Annotated in this window: 19 protein-coding genes; all 19 read right to left on the reverse strand. The window is 38.1% G+C overall.

Annotated elements, in window-relative coordinates; genetic code table 11:
- Positions 1-33: 33 nt before the first annotated feature.
- A complete protein-coding gene (locus KQI71_RS04675; protein WP_216434555.1) occupies positions 34-1,137 on the reverse strand; it encodes a glycosyltransferase in 1,104 nt (367 codons plus the stop codon).
- 4 nt (positions 1,138-1,141) lie between these two features.
- On the reverse strand, positions 1,142-1,636 hold the full coding sequence (gene pssE / locus KQI71_RS04680) for a PssE/Cps14G family polysaccharide biosynthesis glycosyltransferase (RefSeq protein ID WP_216434557.1): 495 nt from the start codon (positions 1,634-1,636) through the stop codon (positions 1,142-1,144).
- An 11-nt stretch (positions 1,637-1,647) separates the two neighbouring features.
- Complete coding sequence (pssD, locus tag KQI71_RS04685; RefSeq protein ID WP_216434559.1) at positions 1,648-2,103, reverse strand: PssD/Cps14F family polysaccharide biosynthesis glycosyltransferase; 456 nt, start codon at positions 2,101-2,103, stop codon at positions 1,648-1,650.
- A 29-nt stretch (positions 2,104-2,132) separates the two neighbouring features.
- The gene (locus tag KQI71_RS04690; protein ID WP_216434561.1) at positions 2,133-3,587 is read right to left on the reverse strand and encodes a sugar transferase; all 1,455 of its coding nucleotides are present in this window, start codon (positions 3,585-3,587) and stop codon (positions 2,133-2,135) included.
- Between the two features lie 416 nt (positions 3,588-4,003).
- Positions 4,004-5,275, reverse strand: a complete 1,272-nt coding sequence (gene purD / locus KQI71_RS04695; RefSeq protein WP_216434563.1) for a phosphoribosylamine--glycine ligase — start codon at positions 5,273-5,275, stop codon at positions 4,004-4,006.
- A 21-nt stretch (positions 5,276-5,296) separates the two neighbouring features.
- The gene (locus KQI71_RS12810) at positions 5,297-5,878 is read right to left on the reverse strand and encodes a C40 family peptidase (RefSeq protein ID WP_216434565.1); all 582 of its coding nucleotides are present in this window, start codon (positions 5,876-5,878) and stop codon (positions 5,297-5,299) included.
- On the reverse strand, positions 5,875-6,513 hold the full coding sequence (purN, locus tag KQI71_RS04705; RefSeq protein ID WP_216434567.1) for a phosphoribosylglycinamide formyltransferase: 639 nt from the start codon (positions 6,511-6,513) through the stop codon (positions 5,875-5,877). Before purN ends, KQI71_RS12810 begins: the two co-directional genes overlap by 4 nt.
- Positions 6,507-7,532 (reverse strand): phosphoribosylformylglycinamidine cyclo-ligase, encoded by a 1,026-nt coding sequence (gene purM / locus KQI71_RS04710; RefSeq protein ID WP_216434568.1) that lies wholly within the window; start codon positions 7,530-7,532, stop codon positions 6,507-6,509. The genes purN and purM overlap by 7 nt, the downstream gene beginning before the upstream one ends.
- A 33-nt stretch (positions 7,533-7,565) precedes the next feature.
- A complete protein-coding gene (gene purE / locus KQI71_RS04715) occupies positions 7,566-8,069 on the reverse strand; it encodes a 5-(carboxyamino)imidazole ribonucleotide mutase (RefSeq protein ID WP_216434570.1) in 504 nt (167 codons plus the stop codon).
- Positions 8,070-8,123: 54 nt separating this feature from the next.
- On the reverse strand, positions 8,124-10,136 hold the full coding sequence (locus KQI71_RS04720) for an aminopeptidase (RefSeq protein ID WP_330655285.1): 2,013 nt from the start codon (positions 10,134-10,136) through the stop codon (positions 8,124-8,126).
- Positions 10,133-10,729, reverse strand: a complete 597-nt coding sequence (locus tag KQI71_RS04725) for an HD domain-containing protein (protein ID WP_216434572.1) — start codon at positions 10,727-10,729, stop codon at positions 10,133-10,135. The genes KQI71_RS04720 and KQI71_RS04725 overlap by 4 nt, the downstream gene beginning before the upstream one ends.
- Positions 10,730-10,747: 18 nt before the next feature.
- Complete coding sequence (locus KQI71_RS04730) at positions 10,748-11,074, reverse strand: hypothetical protein (RefSeq protein WP_253287937.1); 327 nt, start codon at positions 11,072-11,074, stop codon at positions 10,748-10,750.
- The gene (locus KQI71_RS04735; protein WP_330655288.1) at positions 11,071-11,541 is read right to left on the reverse strand and encodes a VanZ family protein; all 471 of its coding nucleotides are present in this window, start codon (positions 11,539-11,541) and stop codon (positions 11,071-11,073) included. The genes KQI71_RS04730 and KQI71_RS04735 overlap by 4 nt, the downstream gene beginning before the upstream one ends.
- A gap of 12 nt (positions 11,542-11,553) precedes the next feature.
- Positions 11,554-12,234: an orotate phosphoribosyltransferase gene (pyrE, locus tag KQI71_RS04740; RefSeq protein ID WP_216434574.1), complete on the reverse strand. Its 681-nt coding sequence runs from the start codon at positions 12,232-12,234 to the stop codon at positions 11,554-11,556.
- A 20-nt stretch (positions 12,235-12,254) separates the two neighbouring features.
- On the reverse strand, positions 12,255-12,677 hold the full coding sequence (locus KQI71_RS04745) for a CBS domain-containing protein (protein WP_216434576.1): 423 nt from the start codon (positions 12,675-12,677) through the stop codon (positions 12,255-12,257).
- A 17-nt stretch (positions 12,678-12,694) separates the two neighbouring features.
- Positions 12,695-13,597, reverse strand: a complete 903-nt coding sequence (locus tag KQI71_RS04750) for a dihydroorotate dehydrogenase (protein WP_216434578.1) — start codon at positions 13,595-13,597, stop codon at positions 12,695-12,697.
- Positions 13,597-14,364: a dihydroorotate dehydrogenase electron transfer subunit gene (locus KQI71_RS04755; protein ID WP_216434580.1), complete on the reverse strand. Its 768-nt coding sequence runs from the start codon at positions 14,362-14,364 to the stop codon at positions 13,597-13,599. Before KQI71_RS04755 ends, KQI71_RS04750 begins: the two co-directional genes overlap by 1 nt.
- Before the next feature lie 16 nt (positions 14,365-14,380).
- Complete coding sequence (pyrF, locus tag KQI71_RS04760; protein WP_216434582.1) at positions 14,381-15,304, reverse strand: orotidine-5'-phosphate decarboxylase; 924 nt, start codon at positions 15,302-15,304, stop codon at positions 14,381-14,383.
- Positions 15,305-15,507: 203 nt separating this feature from the next.
- On the reverse strand, positions 15,508-16,158 hold the full coding sequence (locus KQI71_RS04765; protein ID WP_216434584.1) for an HAD family hydrolase: 651 nt from the start codon (positions 16,156-16,158) through the stop codon (positions 15,508-15,510).
- Positions 16,159-16,180: the final 22 nt, after the last annotated feature.

The raw sequence follows: 16,180 nt of genomic DNA on the forward strand, positions 1-16,180 counted from the left end.
CTTTCTACAAGAGTTCTTTTTTCTGTTTTCAGTCTATGACAGCAAATCTTCATAAATTTCCTGTAATCTTAAAACGCTGCTTTGAACATCATATTTATTTTTTATAATACATTCTCTTGCCTTTTGTGATTTTTTTTCTCGGTCTTCTTTTTTCTTACTCATTTCTTTTGCGACCGCCTGCTCCCACGCTTTTGCAGAATCAATGGTCACAAATTCAATGTTTCCAGACATATCAGATTCTCTGGCAACCTTATCGGAAACAAGACAGGTAAGTCCTGCTGCCTGTGCTTCCACAAGAACCAATGGAAGTCCTTCAAACAACGATGGCAGTACAAAAGCATCGATGGCATTATATACAAAATCAATTTCTGAAGAATCCCCGAGAACAATGATTCTTTCTTTATATGGATGCTGTTCAATTTTCTGCATGATTTCATCAAAATTCGGTCCGCTTCCGACAAGAAGAAGCTTGACATTTTCATGTTCTTTGGCAATTTCTTCAAAGGCTTTCAAAAGAAATGGATGGTTTTTTTGAACCGTATACTGCGCAATATGTCCAAGTAAAAATTCATCCGTCACGCCAAGTCTCTTACGGAATTCCTGTCTTTTTTTCTCATCATAACGATAATGCTCTGTTTGAATCCCATTTGGCAATACTTCAAATGGACGATTTCCAAACATCCATTCTCCTGCTGGTGTACTGCACGCAATTCCTTTTTTATATAATCGATGAAAAATCGGACTTAACATTTTGTGCATTGTGATATGATCACATGTCGTATTATGGCTATGTACAACTCTTGCCTTGGTTCCTGCAAGAAATGCAAGGAACAAATCTGGTGTCACCATCGCACTATTTCCATGAACATGGACAATATCATATTTTTTTGCTTTTAAAACCTTAAGTAATCCCATATAGTAACCTTTGGAATCTCTATGTTTCAATGGAAGTTCTATTACTTCCACTCCAAGCTCTTTGCATTCCTCAATATATTCCGAAACCACACGATCCCCAACCAGCAAATCAATGTCAAATTTTGCTCGATCGATGTTTCGGCAACAATTCATAATGACCGTACTAATCCCAGTCCGGTCCAGATCTAATGCAATCATGCCAATTTTTATTTTCGAATTCATACACTTATCCCTTTTTTTCTTCGATGGTATTTAGATAATTTCTCACAGTATCAACAACCTGCTGCTTCTGTGAAACATAATGATCAAAATGGTGCTTCCTTGCTTCCACAATCAAATCTGCCAAATTATCTTCTTCTCCACACTGCAGAACATAATTTTTTTCTGCAAACGTCTCCGCGATCTGAACCTGATGATCATCCACATGCTCCCCATGTTTGGTAAGACGCGGTATTACAATGACAGGCTTTTTGCATTTCAGGCCAAGCATAATCGTAGCGACTCCGCTATGTGTGATTAGAAGATCACACTGCTCAACATATTCTGTAAATTTTTCTTTTGTTAAAAAGTCTTTATATTGATAATGCTTCGGTTTATAAGTACTGCTTCCAACCTGCGCAAAAATAGGTTCATCAATGAGCCCTTCTTCAATATACTGGTCTAACTTCTGTAATAATCTGTTAAATGGAAATTTTTGTGTTCCTACTGCTACATAAATCATTTACTTCTCCCTCAGAAAATTCCTCCTACATATTTCGCTTTTGGATAAACCTTTAACAGCGATTCCCACTGAACAAGAAAAAGATCTGCAAAAGGATACACAAGTTTTCCTGTCAAAGATCCATTATTTACCCTGGCAAACGATTCGATATAAACAATCTTGATTCCTTTGCATTTTGCAAGCAGACAAAATGGAAAGGCCAATAATGCTCCTGTTGTTACAAGTACGTCCGGCCGCTCCTTTTTTAAAACTTTTCTTGCATCAAAAAATAATTTGATAAAATGTTTGAAAAATCCTTTTTCACTTCTGTTAATTTGCGGGAAAACATATAAATCTTCCAAATTGCAATCTTCGGATTGTCCTCCCCCTTCTGTAACGTAACATGTGTCATTTTCATCTGCAATTTCTTTTAAACACATAATTTCTTCCCAGTGTCCTCCTGATGAAGCCACAAAACAAACCTTCATATATTCGCTTCCTTTCTACCATATTTTATTTATATGGATCCATCCTTTCTAAACACAACTAATACTGTCTTTAAAAGAATTTTTATATCTAATTCAATACTCCACTCGCTAATGTACTGCTTGTCCAACCTTACAACTTCCTCAAAATCGGTAATATCACTGCGGCCGCTGACCTGCCACATTCCAGTGATTCCAGGCTTAATTGCCATTCTCGCCCAATGATGTGGTTCATATAGGTCGGTTTCTGAAACCAGAGGAGGTCTTGTCCCGACAATTGACATATCCCCTTTTAATACATTAAAAAACTGTGGAAATTCATCCAGACTTGTCCGCCGGATAAAGTCACCAACACCTGTTTTTCTCTTACCATCTGGTAATATTTTATTTCCGATGACACGCGGATCAAAATCCATTTTAAACATTTTTCCATCGCCAAGTTTATTCTGTTCCATTAGTTCCGCTTTTCTCTCTTCTGCATCTAAATACATGCTTCGGAACTTATACATTTTAAATTTTCTTCCGTTTTTCCCAACACGTTCCTGCGAAAAGAAAATAGGCCCTGGAGAACTAATATAAATTGCCGGCGCAACAAAAATAAAAATAATTCCTGTCAAAATACATCCAACAATTCCTGCAACAATATCCATCAGCCGCTTCAAAAAAAGTTCTCTTGACGAAGCGAAATTAATACTCGTTGTTAAGACGGTGTAATTTCCAATTTTTTCAATAAATTGTTTTTTCCCTGGTATATTTGTAATCTTTGCAAGATTTAAATGTACGGTTACTCCTGTCTCTGTAAACTGGTCAATTAACTCTTTCGGATATGGAACATCGCCCGAAGTGACAATTAACACTTCATCAATCCATTCCTGACAAATATAGTTTGGTGCAGTTTCTCCATCTGCAACCACCTTGATTCCTTTGATCTCTTCTCCGATCATATCCTCATCTATAATTGCAATACCAGAAAGTACATATCTTGCATAATTATGCTTTTGCATATTCTCAACGACACTCTCAGCGATATCTTTGGTTACCGCAATCAAAAGCGAACGATCTCCATCACCATCTACCATTTTTCTTCGCAAAAATCTCTTATGTAATTCTCTGACAACGTAAGTAAGGATCATATACATTATGACCATGTATATGAATGCCTGTCTTGAATAATCTTGGCCTTCCTGAAGAAAAAATAAATACAGAACAGACACTGCACCTACAATGATACTATGCTGCAGTGTTACAATAAAATCTTGATAAGAATCTTTTTTTAAGACACCTTTCAGTGTTCCAAATAAAAAAAGCACAACAAGATCTGCAAGTTCAACAAACACGGCCATATTGCGATATAACAAATGCTGATAAGGACAAAATCCATATCCGCTTAACGCATAAGACAGTATAAATGCAAACTGCAGACAAAACATATCCAAAATAATAAAATCCAAATGCTTCAGCCATCGATTGGAATCTTTTCTATACATACAATTCTCTCTTTTCACTTATATTTTTTTGTAAAAAAGAGGATTTCCCCAATATTTCCTACCCTCTATCTTTCTTATATCATAGGAATCATGCCTATTCATATAAAAAATCTTACAACCCCTTTGTAAGACTACATACTAACATACCATTTTTTATGCAATTTATCAATATGATTATCAGGAGTTTTTTGTTTCCTCTTCTTTCATCCCTTCCTTTTTTAGTATAACATCTTCTAAATCATTAAGCAATTATTTCATTTGTTAATTTTTTATTAACTATATGCCTTTAATGACAATTTTTGTCTCTCTTATCACACAAAAAAATAGGCGAAACAGACATTGCAAATTTATGATTTTACCTACAATGTTTGTTTCACCCCCTATGATTTTATTTTTTATTTATCATACAATCATCTTTAAGCCTCGTCAATGGCTTTTCCGATATCATTTCTCTTATATTTGTTTTCAAAATCGATCCAGTCTGTTGCTTTGTAAGCGTTGGCTCTGGCTTCTTTTAAATCATTTCCTTTGGCTACCACACCAAGGACACGTCCTCCGTTTGTAACAATTTTTCCATCATGGAATTTTGTTCCGGCATGGAAGACATAATATCCTTCTTTCTCTTTGAAAGTATCCAGCCCTTTGATTTCAAAGCCTTTGTCATATTTTTCTGGATATCCATCAGAAGCTAATACGACGCAAACGGCTGCATTATCTTCAAATTCCAGATTGATATCGTTAAGTTTTCCATCAATACAAGCTTCCATAACTTCTGTGATGTCGTTTTTCATTCGTGGAAGGACAACCTGTGCCTCTGGATCTCCAAAACGAGCATTATATTCCAGTACTTTTGGTCCATCTTCTGTTAACATTAATCCCGTAAAGAGAATTCCGGTAAACGGTCTTCCTTCCGCTGCCATTGCGTCGATGGTTGGCTGGTAAACATGTTTTTCACAGAAATCTTCGACTTCTTTTGTATAGAATGGACTTGGAGAGAAGGTTCCCATTCCTCCCGTATTCAGTCCTTTGTCTCCGTCTTTTGCACGTTTATGATCCTGAGCAGATGTCATACATTTGATGGTTTTTCCATCACAGAAAGCAAGAACCGATACTTCACGTCCTGTCATAAATTCTTCGATCACGATCTCATCTCCTGCATCTCCGAACTGTTTATCAAGCATTAAAGTTTTTACACCTTCTTTTGCTTCTTCCAGTGTATTGCAAATCAGGACACCTTTTCCAAGTGCCAGTCCATCGGCTTTTAATACGATTGGCATCTTAGCAGTTTCCAGATAAGCGATCGCTTCCTTTGGATCTGTGAAGGTTTCATATGCTGCGGTTGGAATGTTGTACTTTTTCATCAGATCTTTTGAAAATGCTTTGGATCCTTCGATGATTGCCGCATTTTTTCTTGGCCCGAAAACTCTTAATCCTTCTGCTTCAAAAGCATCGACAACTCCGCCAACCAATGGATCATCCATTCCAATGATCGTTAAGTCGATGTCGTGTTCTTTGGCAAATGCAACCAATGCATCAAATTCCATTGCTCCAATGTTTACACATTCTGCATATTCTGCAATTCCTGCATTTCCCGGTGCACAATAGATTTTTTCTACTCTCGGGCTCTGTGCAACTGCCCATGCAATTGCATGTTCTCTTCCGCCGCTTCCTACGATTAAAACTTTCATTCTTTCTTCCTTTCTGTTATCTTATCTGGCTGGTCTTCCTACAGCTGCAACCTTCCGATACCATGGATTCCCATAAGCTGGAGGGGCTCCATCTGCATGAAGCATTTTCTCATTCCCAATGTAGATGGATACATGGGCAATGTTTCTAAAACGTCCATTATTTCCTCTTTTGTTTGTGTAAAAAATCAGATCTCCCGGCTCCAGATGATTTTTGGCTTTTTCTTCAGAAATCAGACAATGGTTTTCTTCGCACCATCTGGCAATTTCCGCAGCCGTTGGCGCATAAGATGATTCTCCAAAAGGAATACCTGCTGCCTTCCAGCATTTCCATACATAAGCGCTGCAGTCTATATACCCTTCCTGCATTCGCTTTGCCTGACTATATTTTGGATGTTCTTTATAAATACGGATGGCCGTTTTCACTGCTTTGAAAGCCTTGGTATTTTTTGGCTTCTCCTGGGCGGTCGTTGTCGTCTGTTTTTTTACCTTTGTGGTCTTTGTCACTGCTTTTTTTGCTTGTTCATGACCACATCCTGTCAGAGTAAATACCAGAGCAAGACTCAAAAGCCCTGCTCTTATTTTTTGCTTTTTTGTTTTTCTCACTGAATTCCTCCGGAAAGATCAATGACCTTTCCGTTTTCTACCTTAATTCTTCCATTGGCGATATCATCGATGGCTTTTGGAAGGATCTTCCATTCTGCCTGTTCCATAATTCTTCTTTGAAGTGTTTGCGGGGTATCATCTTGTTTGATATAAACCGCTTTTTGATTGATGATCGGTCCGGTATCGGTTCCTTTATCTACGAAATGTACAGTTGCTCCAGAGACTTTTACTCCTCGTTCAAGTGCCTTTTCATGAACTTTTAACCCATAATAACCGGTTCCACAAAAGGATGGAATCAAAGATGGATGAATGTTGATGATGCGATTTTCAAATTCTTGGATAATCTTTTCTGGAATCACAACAAGACATCCTGCTAATACAATCAAATCAACCTTTCGTTTCACCAATTCTTCATATAACGCTTCATTGAATTCCTCTCTTGTATCAAAATCTTTTGGAGAAAGACCAAGCGCCTCAATTCCATGTTTTTCTGCACGTTCCAGAGCATAGGCATTTTTATTATTGCTAATTACGATATCGATCTTAGCATTTGTAATTTTTCCTGATTCGATCGAATCAATGATCGCCTGAAGGTTGGTTCCTCCTCCGGATACAAGTACGGCCAGTTTTAGCATAAGGTAACTCCTTTTTCTCCGGCTTTGATATGTCCTACGACATATGGTGTATCTCCGGCTGCTTTGATCGCTTCCATTGTTTTGTCAACATCTTCTTTGTCAACTGCAACGATCATTCCAAGACCCATGTTGAATGTGTTGTACATCATTTCTTCTGCGATATCTCCTTCTTTGGCAAGGAGTTTAAAGATGGCTGGTACTTCATAGCTGTCTTTTTCTACCACTGCATGGATTCCTTCTGGAAGCATACGCGGAATGTTTTCATAGAAACCGCCACCAGTAATATGACTGCATGCTTTTACGGTAATTCCTGCATTTTTGATGCTCTTTAATGCTTTTACATAGATTCTTGTTGGTGCAAGCAATGCTTCTCCTAATGTTTTTCCTAATTCTTCATGATATGTATTTAAAGATTCCTTGCTCATATCAAAAACTTTTCTTACCAGAGAAAATCCATTGCTATGAACTCCTGTAGATGCCATACCAATCAGGATATCTCCGTCTTTTAAGTTTTCTCCTGTGATCAGATCTTTGCGGTCACAAACACCAACAGCAAATCCTGCAAGGTCATATTCGTCTTCTGGCATCAGTCCAGGATGTTCTGCTGTCTCCCCACCAATCAATGCGGCGTCAGACTGAACACATCCTTCTGCAACACCACTTACGATAGAAGCAATTTTTTCTGGATAGTTCTTTCCACAGGCAATATAATCAAGGAAGAAAAGAGGTTCTCCTCCTGCACATGCAATATCATTGACACACATTGCAACAGCATCGATTCCGATGGTATCATGTTTATCAAGAATCATCGCCAGTTTTACTTTTGTTCCGCATCCATCAGTTCCTGATAGTAAAACAGGGTCTTCCATTTCTTTGATTTTCTTCAAAGAAAATGCTCCGGAGAATCCTCCAAGACCGCCGAGAACTTCCTCTCTCATGGTTCTTTTTACGTGTTCCTTCATTAATTCTACAGATTTGTATCCTGCTTCAATGTCTACGCCTGCTTTTTTGTAATCCATTTTTTTCCTCCTGATGATTTGAAATCTTAATTTTTATTCGTAATCTTTGTATCCAACCTGATCCAGTTTTTCTGCTTTTTCTACAACAGACTGTTTCATTTCTTCGCTGTAGTCTTTTAATCTGTTTAATAATGCCTCATCGGATGTTGCAAGCATTTTTGCTGCTAAAATTCCTGCATTTAATCCTCCGTTGATTGCGACGGTTGCTACTGGAATTCCGGATGGCATCTGTACGATGGAATACAGAGAATCTACACCACCAAGGTCCGATGTCTTCATTGGGATACCAATGACAGGCATTGGGAATAAGGCTGCACACATACCAGGAAGATGCGCCGCTTTTCCAGCTCCTGCGATAATTACTTTTACACCTCTTGCTTCTGCACCTTTTGCCCATTCAAAGAAAATATCTGGTTCTCTGTGTGCGGAAATAATTGTCATTTCAAAATCAATTCCCATATCTTCCAGGAACTGTGCTGCCTTTTTCATGACAGGCATATCAGAATCGCTGCCCATTACAATTGCTACTTTCGCCATTTTCTATTCTCCTTTGCATCATTGATTGTTTCTATTTGTTTCCATTTTACTCACTTACTCTATGTCCGTCAATGGTACATTTAACGTTTCTGTTCCTGGAAGGACAAAACGACCTCCTTCAATCAGTGGAATTTCCTCTCCTCCAAGGGCGATCGCATGGATAGAATCCAGCTCCTCATATGGAATGGTGATGTCTGTGTGACACTGGAAATATTCTCCCTTTAAAGAACATGCATTATATTTTGCAACAATTTCTTTTCCATCCGGATTATATACCTTCGTTTCTTCACTATGACTATAACAGGTATCACCAATGGCAAAGTGTGGTCCCATTTTTTCAACAATTAAAATTGGAAGCTGATAAAGAATTCCATAGTTTTTTGCCATCGCATAAGCGGTTGTGTTCGTTCCAATGGCAAATTCACCCATTGGCAAAGTATCCCTATTATATAGAAGATTCTCTTTTATAAATGCTTTGTTTTCTTCTTCACTCTCAAAGTTTTTACAGGTATAAGATTCAACTTTTCCATCTTTAAAAGTAAGTTTCAGATCAATAAATTTCAGATCTCTTAAATAAACTTCCCCAACATGAAGAACGCCATTGGTTCCGGCAAGTTTCGGTGAAGTAAACACTTCTCCAACCGGAATATTGACATCAGCCAAACAATTTTCAAAGTTTGTTTCTTTTTCTGGATGTTCCAGGTCATGCATCGCAACATATAAATCTGTCTGGTTATTTCCAGCTCCTTTAATATGCACTTCCACTGCCTGATCCAGCGCATCAATCAAATGCTGCTGAATCTTTCGATATAAATCTTTATCAAGGGTATTGACCTTAATGACTTCTTCGAAAATTTCTTCAAACTGATCTCCAATTTCCGGAATTGGATAAGCAATGATTGTAAAACTTCTCTGATCTGGTTTGATATATTCGTTTACAATTTCCGATGCTTTGATCTGGAATTCCACTGACAATTCCTGTTGTTTGGAAGATAGATGAAGCGCTTCTTTTTTATTTTCCGGCAAAAATGGAGTTTCTCCGAAGGTATCCATACAAGCTGGTCCGGCAAGAACCGATGCCTCTTCTTTCAATTTTTCATAAGCATTGCGGTAACATTCCAGTTTATGTTGCATAAACCGATTATCAAAATAAACGGCCTGGTCAAAGCGATGATCAAAATCATACTGTGGATTTGGACTGGAAGAAATATAGCCAACCTTCACACTTCCTCTGACAAGACTTGACTGTCCGCTTCGATAAATAATCGGCATCAAACCGATTTCTTGAAATTGTTTCACTGCTTCCCGAATGATTGGTTCAAATCCAATCGTATAACGGATATTAACGGTACGTTTTGGACTCATATCAATGTTATTAATAATAAATCCATCATGGAATCCATCGACATAAGTCTTTGCAATATCTTTGATTTTCTCTTTCGGAAGACTGTTTAAAAATTGAAGGGTACGAATCTCATTGTCCGAAATATATTCTCCATATTGATACAGACAATCGGTGTCCGAAAGATCTGATTCCATCACAATCTTAGTTGCAAAATCAAGGCTTGGATCTAACTGTTCGCGGATACGATATTCAAACACTTCACTGCTGTAATCTCGCATATGATCAAAAATGACCGTTCGTATTTGTTCCGGACTTTCTTCCTCTTCACGAAACATCTGATAAATTTCCAGGAAGAGTTCATTGATAATGACCAGATCAAACAAACGTCCCTCAATCGCATAAATAAATCCACAACGGATTTCCCTATAAAGGAAACTAAGCAGCTGTCCATATTCCAGGCCGAATTGTTCACTGGCATATGCTGGATTTCCATAACATGTCTCATAATTTTTAGGACGCACACTTTCATACCATTCCTGATTCCACTGTTTAAGCTGCTTCCATGTTTTTTCGCTCGTATCATAAATGTTATTAACGTACAAAAGCATAGAGGTCATTTCTCTGAAATAAGGTTCATAAATGCCTGTTTTCTGTGCTTCTGACAAAATCAGTTCTAAACCATCGATATTTAATGCATGTCTTTCTTCTAAAATTCCACTCACGCCTTCTCGCTCCTTTTAATTTTGCCTTTTTCTATATTTTTGTCAAAAATCTTTTGGATATACTGCCATAAAACTTCTGAGCCTTCTTTTGTATGTTTATTTGCTTCCATCACCTGATCATAACAGATGTTATGAAGTTCCCATGCTTTTCCATCCGTTGCATCATTTAAAAGAATTGGCTGTAGACGATCAATGGTTGCGGCAAATTTTGCTTCCGGTGTCTTTCGGTCTTCAAACTCTCTCCAGAGTTCATAAAATTCTGTTCCCTGATCTTCTGGTAATAAATGAAACAGCCTATCGGCTGCTTTTTCTTCTCTTGCGGCCTTTGTTTTTGCCCCTTCTTTATCATAAAGATACGTATCTCCGGCATCAATTTCCACAAGATCATGAATCAGCCCCATCTTCATTACTTTCATAACATCGATTGGTTCATTGGAATATTCTGCCAGAAGAAATGCCATGGTTGCAAAATGCCACGCATGTTCCGCATCATCTTCTCTACGTTCTCCGCTTGAGATGTAAGTCTGGCGGATAATGTTTTTTAGTTTATCGATTTCAATAATAAATTGTATCTGTTGTTCCAAACGTTCCATAAAATCCATCTTCCTTTCCTATAATATGCCAAGAAGAAAGATCAATACAGAAAATGCAAGAATCAGACCATTTGTAATACATCCGGTAATCTTCCATAAAGCAATCGCTGCTGTATCTTCAAAACTTCTGACTGCAAAATGCAAACCAACGGCTCCAAGTGCCGTTACAAGCCAGCCTGCCAGACCATAAAGGACATTTCCTTTTCCTCCGCTGGAAAAAGAACCAGCAATTAAAAGCAGGTAGATGATAATTCCTGCCGCTCCGATCACGGTTGCGATTGCAGATGTTTTGGAAACAACATGATCTGACGGACGATAGGCAAAATGTTTCTTTTTCTTGTTCATTTTGATTTCCTCTTTATAAGCTGATAAAATTCTAGAAGAATGCGATAGACAACATAACCAATCAGGCCTCCTATCGTGTTCATCAAAAGGTCATCCACATCAAACACACCGACTTTTAAGATTAGCTGACTCGTCTCTATGAGCAAGCTGAAAATAAAAGTGGAGCATACCGCACGGATAAACCCTTTTCTTTTTTCTGTCACAATTGGCAACATAAAACCGAATGGACTGAATGCGAAAACATTTCCAAACAGGTTCGTAATGACTGCTTCTGTTGAAAGCAGATGCCGATACTTCCAGAATCTGTGTATTTCTTTAAATAAAACTAAATTAACATGGGAGGTCTGATAACCAGATCCCCTCCCATATCGTTCACTTAATAATACAAAGTAAAATATAATAATAACGTATAAGTAGAAAAATATTCTTATCCCATTATGGATTAATTTTTTCTTTCTTGGTGTCACAAATATCCGCCTCTATTTCACGCCATACTGTTCATAGTATGCGTCAATTGCTGCTTTTAATGTATCGTCGATCACAACTTTTCCATTACATTCTTTATTATAAAGACATTCTACAACTTCTTCCATGTCAACAATGGCTGCAGTATCAAATCCATACAGATCTTTTACTTCGTCCAGTGCACATTTTTTTCCGCCCTTTCCGACTTCCATACGGTTTAAGGATACCATCAATCCAACGATTGTAACATTGGCTGCCCCTTTTACTTTTGGAACCGTTTCTTCCATAGATTTTCCAGATGTTGTAACATCTTCAATCATGATAACACGATCTCCATCTTTTAATTCACTTCCAAGGAATCCACCTTTATCTGCTCCGTGATCTTTTACTTCTTTACGGTCAGAACAGTAGCGAACTTCTTTTCCATATAATTCACTATAGGCAATCGCTGTAACAACTCCAAGTGGAATTCCTTTATAAGCTGGCCCAAATAAGACGTCAAAGTCATCTCCATAGGTTGTATGGATTGCTTTTGCATAGTACTCTCCCAGTCTCTTTAACTGAGAACCTGTCACATATGCTCCAGCATTCATGAAAAATGGAGATTTTCTTCCACTTTTTAATGTAAATTCTCCAAATTTCAAAACATCACTTTCTACCATAAATTCAATAAACTCTTTTTTATATGCTTCCATTCTCTGCTAAAACCTCCATTTTATGCTTCTTTTGTTTGGATCTTTTTATACTCATCATAATAAAAACGGATGACATCTTTTCGTGTCACAATTCCGATAAAGTTTTTCTGGTCGTCCACTACTGGAACAAAGTTTTGGTCTGTGATGGTATCCACCAAATCATCCATATCTGTATCAATAAAAATTGCCTGGATATTCCTTTTCCTTGGAACGTCCTGTACTTTGATCTTTTCTGCTTCAAAAATATTCCAGTTGCACATGTTCTCCATCGCGCGTAAAATATCACCTTCTGTGATTGTTCCCGCATATTTTCCGTCTGCATCAATCGTTGGCACTGCGGAATATCCATGATATTTCATTTTTTCCAATGCCTGTCTTAAACTGTCTTGCGACGGAATCGATGCTACATTTTTCTTTGGAGTCAGAAAAAATAATATGTTCATGAGCAGTTACTCCCTTTCTATTTCACACATCCGATCAGCTCTTTGATATCATCAATCTGATGTCTTCTCATATAATCTTCGATTCCTTTGATGACATCGGTCGTTGCTGCCGGATTGATAAAGTTTGCTGTTCCGACAGAAACAGCCGTTGCCCCTGCCATAATAAATTCCAGAGCATCTTCTGCTGTCTCAATTCCACCCATTCCGATGATTGGAACATCTACCGCATTTGCTACCTGATATACCATGCGTACTGCTACTGGTTTGATTGCAGGACCTGACATTCCACCGGTCTTATTTGCCAGTACAAAATCACGTTTTTCAATATCAATTTTCATTCCAGTCAACGTATTGATCAGGGAAAGTGCGTCACTTCCTGCATCAACAGCTGCTTTGGCCATCTCTGTGATATCCGTCACATTTGGACTTAACTTCATGATGATTGGCTGTTTTGCTTTTGCCTTCACTGCCTTTGTAATATGAGCCAGTGCTTTTGGATCCTGTCCAAATGCAATTCCGCCTTCTTTGACATTCGGGCAGGAAACATTGATTTCCAATAAATCTACCGGCTGATCAGAAAGACGTTCTACAACTTCTACATAATCCTGTTCCGATTTTCCACATACGTTGACGATCACTGTCGCTCCTGCTTCCTTTAAAAATGGAAGATCTCTCTCAATCATCACATCAATTCCAGGATTCTGAAGCCCAATGGCATTCAACATTCCGCCATAAACTTCTGCAACTCTTGGTGTTGGATTTCCAGGCCATGCTACATTGGCAACTCCCTTTGTTGTCACTGCTCCAAGGCTTTTTAAATCCACAAATTCACTGAATTCTTCCCCTGATCCAAAGGTTCCGGAACCCGTTGTTACCGGGTTTTTCATTGTAACTCCTGCGATATTTACTGATAAATCCATTAAAGTTCCACCTCCCTGGCATCAAAGACTGGTCCGTCTTTGCAGACTCTCTTATTGTGTACATGAGAATGATTGTCAACATCTTTTGACTTGCAAACACATGCAAGACATGCTCCGATTCCACATGCCATACGCTCTTCCAGTGAAATTTGTGCCTCAATTCCATATTCCTGTGCATAAGCTTTGACACCTTTTAACATTGGTGTTGGCCCACACGCATAAATGACAGCGCCTTCCACTGCCTGCTCCTTGATCGCATCAATGACATTTCCCTTTGTTCCAACAGAACCATCTTCGGTGGAAACAACAACTTTTCCGACCGCATCAAATTCGTCCTTTAAAAACATCTGGCTGTCACGATATCCTAACACGGCAGTTTTTTCACAGTCAAGCTGTTTAAAAAGTTCCAACATCGGAGGAATTCCGATTCCTCCGCCAATCAAGATTGCTTTTTTATCTTTCATTGTAAATCCATTGCCAAGAGGCCCAAGAATTTTCACTTCTTCTCCCGCCTGATAAGTCGATAACTGAGCGGTTCCTTCTCCTGCCACACGATAGACAATACGTAATGTTCCTTCCTCCGGATTGATTCCGCAAATACTAATTGGTCTTGGAAGAATTTTACTTTTATCATTTACATAAACAGAAAGAAACTGTCCTGGCTTTGCTTCTTTTGCAATTTCTTCCGCTTTCAGTGTCATATCAAAAATACCATCTGCCAGAGATGTCTGACTTATGATTTTTGCATATACTTGTTTTTTACTCATAATGATCCTCTTTCGATTATTTTACATACGCCTGTTTCAAATCTTCTTTCATATCAAGAACGGCCTGTCTGGATGCTTCTGCATAATGTTCCGCTCCAAAGCGGCTGTATGCATCCTGTTTATATGCACAAATGATACCACGAGAAGAGTTAATAATGGCACCAAGTCCATCTTCATTAAAGAATGGTGCGAGATCTTTTGCCTGTCCTCCCTGCGCTCCATAACCTGGTACAAGAATATAAGCTTTTGGCATAATCTTTCTTAAAGCCTCTCCCATCTTTGGATAAGTTGCTCCGACAACGGCTCCGACGTAACTGTAAGAATCTCCCATCAATTCTTCACCCCATCCAGCTACTTTTTCTGCTACCATCTCATATAATGGTTTTCCATTGATTTCCTGATCCTGAAATTCTCCACTTGATGGATTAGAAGTTTTTACAAGAATAAACATTCCTTTTTTCTCTTCCTTACATACTTCCATAAACGGACGAACACCATCACTTCCAAGATATGGATTCACGGTTACAAAATCTTCACAAAATCCATGATAAGATTTACTTCCAACCTTAACTTTTCCTATATGACCAATGGCATATGCCTTAGAGGTAGATCCGATATCTCCACGTTTGATATCTCCAATAATGACAAGACCTTTGCTTTTTGCATATTCGCATGTTTTGTTAAATGCAACAAGTCCCGGTACACCAAATTGTTCATACATGGCAATCTGAGGTTTCACCGCTGGAATCAAATCATATATACTGTCAATGATCCCTTTATTATACTGCCAAATTGCTTCTGCTGCCCCTTCCAATGTTTCGCCGTATTGATCAAACGCTGCTTTTTGGATATGCTGTGGCACATAATCAAGCATCGGGTCTAATCCTACAACGATTGGTGCATCTAATTTTTTAATTTTGTTCACTAATTCATTGATCATTGATTTCTCCTTTTACTGCTACTATCTCTTCTTACTTCCTATATATACTGCCCAAAGGTATATTCGATTTATTTTATCATAAAAATGGAAGAATGAAAAGATGCAACCGAATGCCTACATTCCCAATAAAATGAAATAAGGCGCTGCTTTTCGCAACGCCTTTTCTATTCTTTATTCTTTTGTTTAACTCACAGTCGGTCATTTCACGGATTTGAAAAATCTTGCATTGTTTTTACCACACCCGGCATCTTTAAATAGGTTTCTTCTTTCTCTTTTTCACAAATGACAACGATTTGCCGACATCCAGCTTCATATGCGTTATGAATCCCAGATACGGAATCTTCATAAATCCGTATTTGTTCTATTGGCACATTGATGATCTGTGCTGCCTTCTCAAACATAGCAATTTTATTCTCATAAGTTCCATCATCATAAACAATATCTTCCGGTCGAATCCATTGATCTAAGTGAAAGGATTCTATAAAGAAATCAATGTTTTCCTTAATCGAGGCACTGGCAATGGTAAAAGGAATCTTTTTTTCTTTCAATGTATCAAAAAATGCTTCAACTCCTTTTACAAGATGAAAACTTTCCTGGTCCTCCTTACAAAATTTGCGATAATATTCTTCTTTGAGGAGAGAGTATCGATTTTGTTCTTCTTTTGTTGCTTTTCCATCGGTAAGGTATAAGATGTTCTGCACATTTGGTGTTCCATTCAATTTCTCATGAAGCTCTTCGTCTGTAATTTCTTTATTTCTTAAAATTTTTGAAATGGCTCCCCATGCTTTCACATGTTTATCATTATCAAAAAACAGTGTTCCATTGAAATCAAAAATGACTCCTTTATATTCCATTGCCAAATCCTCCGTGACTTTT

Origin of the sequence: Anaerostipes sp. MSJ-23, assembly GCF_018918155.1 — a bacterium.
Taxonomy (GTDB): Bacteria; Bacillota; Clostridia; order Lachnospirales; family Lachnospiraceae; genus Anaerostipes.

Excerpts from the sequence above, each read along its gene's own strand:
- KQI71_RS04675 (WP_216434555.1), bottom strand. The coding sequence starts at position 1,137 with ATGAATTCGAAAATAAAAATTGGCATGATTGCATTAGATCTGGACCGG.
- pssE (WP_216434557.1), bottom strand. The coding sequence starts at position 1,636 with ATGATTTATGTAGCAGTAGGAACACAAAAATTTCCATTTAACAGATTA.
- pssD (WP_216434559.1), bottom strand. The coding sequence starts at position 2,103 with ATGAAGGTTTGTTTTGTGGCTTCATCAGGAGGACACTGGGAAGAAATT.
- KQI71_RS04690 (WP_216434561.1), bottom strand. The coding sequence starts at position 3,587 with ATGTATAGAAAAGATTCCAATCGATGGCTGAAGCATTTGGATTTTATT.
- purD (WP_216434563.1), bottom strand. The coding sequence starts at position 5,275 with ATGAAAGTTTTAATCGTAGGAAGCGGCGGAAGAGAACATGCAATTGCA.
- purN (WP_216434567.1), bottom strand. The coding sequence starts at position 6,513 with ATGCTAAAACTGGCCGTACTTGTATCCGGAGGAGGAACCAACCTTCAG.
- purM (WP_216434568.1), bottom strand. The coding sequence starts at position 7,532 with ATGGATTACAAAAAAGCAGGCGTAGACATTGAAGCAGGATACAAATCT.
- purE (WP_216434570.1), bottom strand. The coding sequence starts at position 8,069 with ATGGCGAAAGTAGCAATTGTAATGGGCAGCGATTCTGATATGCCTGTC.
- KQI71_RS04725 (WP_216434572.1), bottom strand. The coding sequence starts at position 10,729 with ATGGAACGTTTGGAACAACAGATACAATTTATTATTGAAATCGATAAA.
- KQI71_RS04730 (WP_253287937.1), bottom strand. The coding sequence starts at position 11,074 with ATGAACAAGAAAAAGAAACATTTTGCCTATCGTCCGTCAGATCATGTT.
- pyrE (WP_216434574.1), bottom strand. The coding sequence starts at position 12,234 with ATGGAAGCATATAAAAAAGAGTTTATTGAATTTATGGTAGAAAGTGAT.
- KQI71_RS04745 (WP_216434576.1), bottom strand. The coding sequence starts at position 12,677 with ATGAACATATTATTTTTTCTGACTCCAAAGAAAAATGTAGCATCGATT.
- KQI71_RS04750 (WP_216434578.1), bottom strand. The coding sequence starts at position 13,597 with ATGGATTTATCAGTAAATATCGCAGGAGTTACAATGAAAAACCCGGTA.
- KQI71_RS04755 (WP_216434580.1), bottom strand. The coding sequence starts at position 14,364 with ATGAGTAAAAAACAAGTATATGCAAAAATCATAAGTCAGACATCTCTG.
- pyrF (WP_216434582.1), bottom strand. The coding sequence starts at position 15,304 with ATGATCAATGAATTAGTGAACAAAATTAAAAAATTAGATGCACCAATC.
- KQI71_RS04765 (WP_216434584.1), bottom strand. The coding sequence starts at position 16,158 with ATGGAATATAAAGGAGTCATTTTTGATTTCAATGGAACACTGTTTTTT.